Here is a 6,144-nt window from a genome sequence, read left to right on the forward strand (position 1 = left end):
TCGCCCTCTTGTACGAAAAGGGTCAGGTGCTCATCACCGATCCGTGTGAAAAAACCATGATCGCGGCCGATGCCCGCCAATCGGTTGCGCCAAGCGACCTGTTTCTGGGCCGCTGCGGTCTTGGCGTTTTGGTCTTGTTCGATCGTCGTCATGGTGTCGTCGCTTGCTTGAGTGATGTCCAAGGGTCCGTGCCGGGTGGTGGCCCGTCTTTGGATCATTGATGGTCGCAGACTATGGCAAAGCTGCGATCAGGATCAGGCATTTCAATGGGCAATGTCGCCTGCGATTGCGCCGCAAGCGCGCTTTGCGGGCCGGTTGGCCTTGACCCTTGGGGCGATGCCGGGGTTGATGGGCACCATCACCGGGATGCAAGGGGAGAGCATCATGGGTTTTGCGACCATCGAGGCGGTGCAAGAGGCGCTGGCGGGTGAGGATTACATCTGTGGGCGCGGGCTTGCCACGGTCGTCTTTCTTTCGCTCAAGCTGGGACGTCCGCTGTTTTTGGAAGGTGAGGCCGGCACCGGCAAGACCGAGATCGCCAAGGCGATCGCGGCGGCCTTGGGCAGGCCCTTGATCCGGCTGCAATGCTACGAAGGGCTGGATGCGGCGAGCGCCGTTTATGAATGGAATTTCGCGGCACAGATGATCGCAATCCGTGCCGCCGAGGCGCAAGGCGGGGCGGACCGGGCGGCGTTGAAGACCGAATTGTTCTCGTCCGATTACCTGATCGAGCGCCCGCTTCTGCGCGCGATGCGGCCCGATCCGGCCGGCGCGCCGGTCTTGCTCATAGACGAGATCGACCGCACCGATGAGCCCTTCGAGGCGTTTTTGCTCGAGGCGCTGAGCGATTTCCAGGTCACCATCCCCGAACTTGGCACGATCAAGGCGCCCGAGCCGCCCATCGTGATCCTGACCTCGAACCGCACGCGCGAGGTGCATGATGCGCTCAAACGGCGGTGTCTGTATCATTGGGTCGATTACCCCGATATGGCGCGTGAGCTGGAGATCTTGCGCGCCCGCGTCCCCGGTGCCGCGGACCAGCTGAGCCGGGCCATCGTGGCCTTCGTGCATGAATTGCGCGGGGCCGATCTGTTCAAGCGTCCCGGCGTGGCCGAGACCATCGATTGGGCGAAATGCCTTTTGGCACTGGATGTGATCGCGCTCAGCCCCGAGGTGATCGCCGATACGCTGGGAGCGATCTTGAAGTATCAAGACGATATCCAGCGGCTCGAAGGTTCCGAGGCCAAGCGCATCTTGGACAAGATCGCCGCCGACGCGCCCTTGCCGATCGGGTAGGGGGTGATGGAACACGCCGATCTCACGCTGCCCGACAAGCCGAAGCTTGTCACCAATATCACCCATTTCGCCCGTGCGTTGCGGGTGGCGGGTCTACCGGCGGGGCCGGGGCGTGTGGCCGATGCCATACGCGCGGTGGCGGCCACACGGTTCGACAGGCGCGAGGATTTCTATTTCACGCTGCGCGCCTGTTTCGTGTCACGGCCCGAACATCGCGATGTCTTCGACCAGGTCTTTCGGCTTTATTGGCGCGATCCGCAGTTCCTTGAACACATGATGTCGCTCTTGACGCCACAGCTACGCGGTGTGGCCGAGGAGCGCGTGGCGCGCGCGGCCGAGAAACGCGCGGCCGAGGCCTTGTTGCATGGGGTGGCGCGTGATCTGCCACAGCTGCCCGAGGGCGAGGCGACGGAGATCGAGATCGACGCATCGCTGACGATGAGTGCCGAGGAGCGGCTGAAGACGCTGGATTTCGAACAGATGTCAGTGGCCGAGATGGCCGAGGCCAAGCGGATCTTGGCGCGGTTGCAGTTCAGCGTGCCGCCCTTGATGAGCCGCCGCAGCCAAGCCGCGATGCGCGGGCCTTTGGTGGATTGGCGCCGCACCATGCGCATGGCCGCCGGGCAGGGGGGCGAGGTCATGCGGCTGGCGCGCAAATCGCCGCGCATCCGCTGGCCCGCGCTGGTGGCGCTTTGCGATATCTCGGGCTCGATGTCGTCCTATTCGCGGGCGGTGCTGCATTTCTTGCATGCCGTGGCCAATCAGAAAGGGGCGGGTTGGGCCAAGGTGCATGGTTTCACCTTTGGCACGCGGTTGACCAATATCAGCCGCCACCTGACCGCGCGCGATGTGGATGCGGCGCTGGCCGCGGCGGGGGCCGAGGCGCAGGATTGGGATGGCGGCACACGGATCGGGGCCTGCCTCGAGACCTTCAACCGCGATTGGTCGCGCCGCATCATGGGGCAAGGGGCTGTGGTGTTGATCATCACCGACGGGCTGGACCGCGATGCGCCCGAGGCGTTGTCGGCGGCAATGGCGCGGCTGCAGCTGTCGGCACGGCGGGTGATCTGGGTCAATCCGCTGCTGCGCTGGGACGGCTTCGCGCCGAAGGCGGCGGGTATCCGTGCCATGCTGCCCCATGTCGACAGCTTTCGGGCGGGCCACAATATCGCGGCGCTTGCGGGGCTGGCCGAGGCGCTGTCGCGCCCCGATGACATGGGTGAAAAGGCACGGCTGATGCGGATGCTGACGGCGTGATCCAACGGTGCGCGTGCCGCGCGCGGCTTTTGTTTCAGGGGGCGCTGCCCCCGTCGCCCTTGGCGCCCCCCCGGAGTATTTGGGAAGCAAAGATGGTGATTGCGGTCGCGCCTTGGCGCGCTAGGCTGGGGGCAGAGGGGGATCTTCATGTTGGATCTGGAAAATATTCCCGAGCGCGCGCTGGGTTTGGTGCAGGCGGGCCAAGGGGCCGTGATCGCGACGGTCGTCGAAACCTGGGGCTCGGCGCCGCGGCAGGTTGGCGCGCAAATGGTGGTATCTGGCGCGGGCGAGATGTCGGGCTCGGTCTCGGGGGGGTGCGTCGAGGGCGCGGTTGTCCTGGCCGCGACCGAGGCGCTGGAGACGGGGCAGGCGCGGCTGATGGAATTCGGTGTCAGCGATGACGAGGCCTTTGCCGTGGGGCTGGCCTGCGGCGGTCGGATTCGGATCTTGGTGGAGCCTGTGGGCGGGGTTTTGCCCGTGGATCTGTTGGCCGATCTGGTGGCCGCGCGCGCCGCGCGTCGCCCTGTAGCCTTGGTCGTGGATCTTGAGAGTTCTGCGCGCCGCTTGGTGGATGCCACGGCTTATCCGGAGCGGTTTCGGATGGATCGCTCGGGACTGGAGGAGGATGGGCGGCATTTCATCCATATCCATAACCCGCCCCTGCGGCTTTTCGTGGTGGGGGCGGTGCATATCGCCCAAGCGCTGGTCCCGATGGCGCAGATCGCGGGCCATGATGTGACCGTGATCGACCCGCGCCCGGCCTTCGGCTCGGCGGCCCGCTTTCCCGATGTGGCCTTGGTCGAGGACTGGCCGGACGAGGCTTTGGCGGCGCTGGGCCTCGATGCGCGCAGCGCGGTCGTGACCTTGACCCATGATCCCAAGCTTGACGATCCCGCGATCATGGCGGCCTTGGGCAGCGATATCTACTATCTTGGCTGCCTTGGGTCGGGGCGCACGCATGCCAAGCGTGCCGCAAGGCTGGAGGCGGCGGGATATGGGGCGGATCAGATCGCGCGCATCCATGCGCCGGTGGGCCTTGATATCGGGGCGCGGGGACCGGGCGAGATCGCGGTCTCGGTGCTGGCCGAGATCACCCAGAGGCTTCGCCGCGGATGAGGTTCGGGCCGGTCGCTTTGGCACAGGCCGAGGGGGCGATCCTGGCCCATGGACTCGCGTTGGACGATGGCAAGCTGCGCAAGGGGCGGGTATTGGACGCGGCCGATCTGGCGCGGCTGGCGCAGGCGGGGCTCGCGGAGGTGATCGTGGCGCGCCCCGATCCTGGCGATGTGGCCGAGGATGCGGCGGCCCTGCGTTTGGCGGCCGCCTTGGTGCCCGATCCGGCGGGCCAAGGGCTGGTCTGCGACAAGGCCTTTACCGGGCGGGTGAATATCCGCGCGACGGGGCCGGGGGTCTTGGCGCTGGACGGGGCGGCGATTGCGCGGCTCAACGCGATCGACCCGATGATCACGCTGGCCACGCTGCCGCCCTATCAGCGGGTCGCGGCGGGGATGATGGTGGGGACGGTCAAGATCATCGCCTATGCGGTGCCGGGTGACGCGCTGGCGCAGGCCTGCGGCTTTGCCGCCGGGGCGATGCGGCGTCTGTCGCCGGCGGTGGGGCGTGTCGATCTGATCGTTACGCAAATCCGGGCCGATGCAGGCGGCGATGACGACAAGGGGGTGCGCGCGGTCTGGGCGCGGGTCGCGCGGCTGGGGCTGGCCGAGGGGCAGACACGGATCGTGCCGCATCGCGCCGCGGCCATCGCGGCGGCTATCGCGGAATCGGCGGCGGGGATGATCTTGGTGCTCACCGGCTCTGCGACGTCCGATGTCGGAGATGTGATGCCTGCGGGTTTGGTCGCGGCGGGCGGCGAGGTGCTTGGGGGCGCGACCTGTCATCGGCCTTCCGGGATGCGCGCGCAGCCCGGCGCTCAACGGGGCGGATTGGGTGTTGGAGCGCTTGGCCTGCGGTGTCGTGGTGACGGGTGACGATATCGCGGCGATGGGGGTTGGGGGGTTGCTGAAGGAAATCCCGACCCGGCCCCAGCCAAGGGAACAGCGCCCGCGCGGCTAGGTGAAATTCCGCCTACCAGAATGTCGGATCATCGCGCGGGACGATGCAAGAAAGCGGGCCTTGGATGCGTGGCAAGGCCGCGTCGCTCAGGCTTTGGGCGACCCAGCCCATGTGCTGGGACAGCGCAAAAGCCCGTGCGCCCATAGAATGCCGGATCGCCATAGGTCACGGCGATCTGGGTGCCCTCAGCGGCAAGCCGCGCCAGTGCATGACGGATCAGGGCTTGGCCGATTCCCTTACCTTGTTGCGCGGTCGCGCCTGCCATGGGCGAGAGCAGCATGATCCGATGGGCCGCCTGCGCATCGCGCAGGGGCGAGAAAACGACCGCGCCCACGGGTCTTTCGGCATGCTACGCGGCAAAGGGGCGCAACCCGGCATCTGGGCCAAGCGCTGCCATGGCTGTGACGCGCGCTGCGATGGCTTGCCCTTCTTGCAGACTTTCGGCGGCGGCGAAAACATTGCCAAACATGGCGATGATGCGCGCCTGCTGATCGACAAAGCTGTCACGGATATGCAGCGCTGGCAGATTGGCGGTCATCCCATGTGCCCCGCTGTCTTGGTGTCGATCCGCCATAGCCGTCGGGCCTTGATCGGGCAATCATCGCCGCGCGAAGGGTCTTGCGCGAAGACCCGGAAATTTCCCGTTTGCATATGCGCGGTTCCGTGCTTGGATGGCGCCATAACCAAGGGAGGAATTGATGACCCAGGTGACGATGACGGTAAACGGCAAATCCGTTTCCGGCGAGGTGGAAGGTCGCACCTTGCTGGTGGATTTCTTGCGCGAAGACCTGCGCCTGACGGGCACGCATGTCGGTTGCGACACCAGCCAGTGCGGGGCATGCGTGGTGCATGTGAACGGCAATGCGATCAAGAGCTGCACGGCGCTTGCCGCCGATCTGGACGGGGCGGATGTGCGCACGATCGAGGGCATGGCCAATGCCGATGGCTCACTTTCGGTGATCCAGCAGGCGTTTCAGGATCATCACGGGCTGCAATGCGGATTTTGCACGCCGGGCATGGTGATGTCGGCGGCGGCGCTGTTGAAAGAGAACGCCAAGCCCTCCGAGGGTGAGATCCGCGCCCATCTGGAAGGCAATATCTGCCGCTGCACGGGATATCATAACATCGTGAAAGCGATCATGGCCGCCAGCGGTCAGGATGTTTCGTCCATCGCGGCGGAGTGATGAGGCGCGCAGCCCGCGGGGAGGCGGGCCGCGCGATCCGGGAATTCGGACAATGACAGGGGCCGTCGCGGCCCCACCCCTCAACCGCGTGCGACACGACAGGCCGGGGGGCCTATACCGACGATCTGGCCCTGCAGGGACAGGTGCATGCGGTGATGGTGCGCGCGAATGTGGCGCATGGGCGCATCGTGTCGATCGATACATCCGCCGCCGCGGCCATGCCGGGCGTCTTGGCGATCTTCACCGGCGAGGATTTCGCCGAGGTGGGGGGCAACCCCGCGGGCTGGCTGATCAATTCGCGCGACGGCTCGCCCATGCGCGAACCCAAGCGGCC

At 66.2% G+C, this 6,144-nt stretch carries 6 protein-coding genes and 2 pseudogenes; 6 read left to right on the forward strand and 2 right to left on the reverse strand.

Annotated elements, in window-relative coordinates; genetic code table 11:
• The first annotated feature begins 384 nt into the window (after positions 1–384).
• The 4 genes and pseudogenes from ACTG4J_RS14305 to ACTG4J_RS14320 all read left to right on the forward strand — a co-directional run bounded on the left by ACTG4J_RS14305 (position 385) and on the right by ACTG4J_RS14320 (position 4,626).
• Positions 385–1,296 (forward strand): AAA family ATPase, encoded by a 912-nt coding sequence (locus ACTG4J_RS14305; RefSeq protein ID WP_439140419.1) that lies wholly within the window; start codon positions 385–387, stop codon positions 1,294–1,296.
• 6 nt (positions 1,297–1,302) lie between these two features.
• Positions 1,303–2,553, forward strand: a complete 1,251-nt coding sequence (locus tag ACTG4J_RS14310; protein ID WP_439140414.1) for a vWA domain-containing protein — start codon at positions 1,303–1,305, stop codon at positions 2,551–2,553.
• A gap of 147 nt (positions 2,554–2,700) precedes the next feature.
• On the forward strand, positions 2,701–3,669 hold the full coding sequence (locus ACTG4J_RS14315) for an XdhC family protein (protein WP_439140415.1): 969 nt from the start codon (positions 2,701–2,703) through the stop codon (positions 3,667–3,669).
• Positions 3,666–4,626: pseudogene (locus ACTG4J_RS14320) on the forward strand (molybdopterin-binding protein). Before ACTG4J_RS14315 ends, ACTG4J_RS14320 begins: the two are co-directional and overlap by 4 nt.
• 28 nt (positions 4,627–4,654) lie before the next feature.
• Here the strand turns inward: ACTG4J_RS14320 and ACTG4J_RS14325 are convergent.
• Both ACTG4J_RS14325 and ACTG4J_RS14330 read right to left on the reverse strand, forming a co-directional pair.
• A complete protein-coding gene (locus ACTG4J_RS14325; RefSeq protein ID WP_439140416.1) occupies positions 4,655–4,960 on the reverse strand; it encodes a GNAT family N-acetyltransferase in 306 nt (101 codons plus the stop codon).
• Positions 4,961–4,975: 15 nt separating this feature from the next.
• Complete coding sequence (locus ACTG4J_RS14330) at positions 4,976–5,164, reverse strand: hypothetical protein (RefSeq protein WP_439140417.1); 189 nt, start codon at positions 5,162–5,164, stop codon at positions 4,976–4,978.
• 160 nt (positions 5,165–5,324) lie between these two features.
• Between ACTG4J_RS14330 and ACTG4J_RS14335 the strand changes: the two genes are divergently transcribed.
• Both ACTG4J_RS14335 and ACTG4J_RS14340 read left to right on the forward strand, forming a co-directional pair.
• Positions 5,325–5,810, forward strand: coding sequence for a (2Fe-2S)-binding protein (locus ACTG4J_RS14335; protein ID WP_439140418.1), 486 nt, complete (start codon positions 5,325–5,327; stop codon positions 5,808–5,810).
• 98 nt (positions 5,811–5,908) lie between these two features.
• A pseudogene (locus ACTG4J_RS14340) lies at positions 5,909–6,144 on the forward strand (xanthine dehydrogenase family protein molybdopterin-binding subunit); the annotation flags it as partial.

The sequence above is a fragment of the Roseicyclus sp. genome (assembly GCF_965662675.1).
Lineage (GTDB): Bacteria > Pseudomonadota > Alphaproteobacteria > Rhodobacterales > Rhodobacteraceae > Roseicyclus.

What these genes read in the sequence shown, in the direction of transcription:
- ACTG4J_RS14305 (WP_439140419.1), top strand. Translation starts at nt 385, where the DNA reads ATGGGTTTTGCGACCATCGAGGCGGTGCAAGAGGCGCTGGCGGGTGAG.
- ACTG4J_RS14310 (WP_439140414.1), top strand. Translation starts at nt 1,303, where the DNA reads ATGGAACACGCCGATCTCACGCTGCCCGACAAGCCGAAGCTTGTCACC.
- ACTG4J_RS14315 (WP_439140415.1), top strand. Translation starts at nt 2,701, where the DNA reads ATGTTGGATCTGGAAAATATTCCCGAGCGCGCGCTGGGTTTGGTGCAG.
- ACTG4J_RS14330 (WP_439140417.1), bottom strand. Translation starts at nt 5,164, where the DNA reads ATGACCGCCAATCTGCCAGCGCTGCATATCCGTGACAGCTTTGTCGAT.
- ACTG4J_RS14335 (WP_439140418.1), top strand. Translation starts at nt 5,325, where the DNA reads ATGACCCAGGTGACGATGACGGTAAACGGCAAATCCGTTTCCGGCGAG.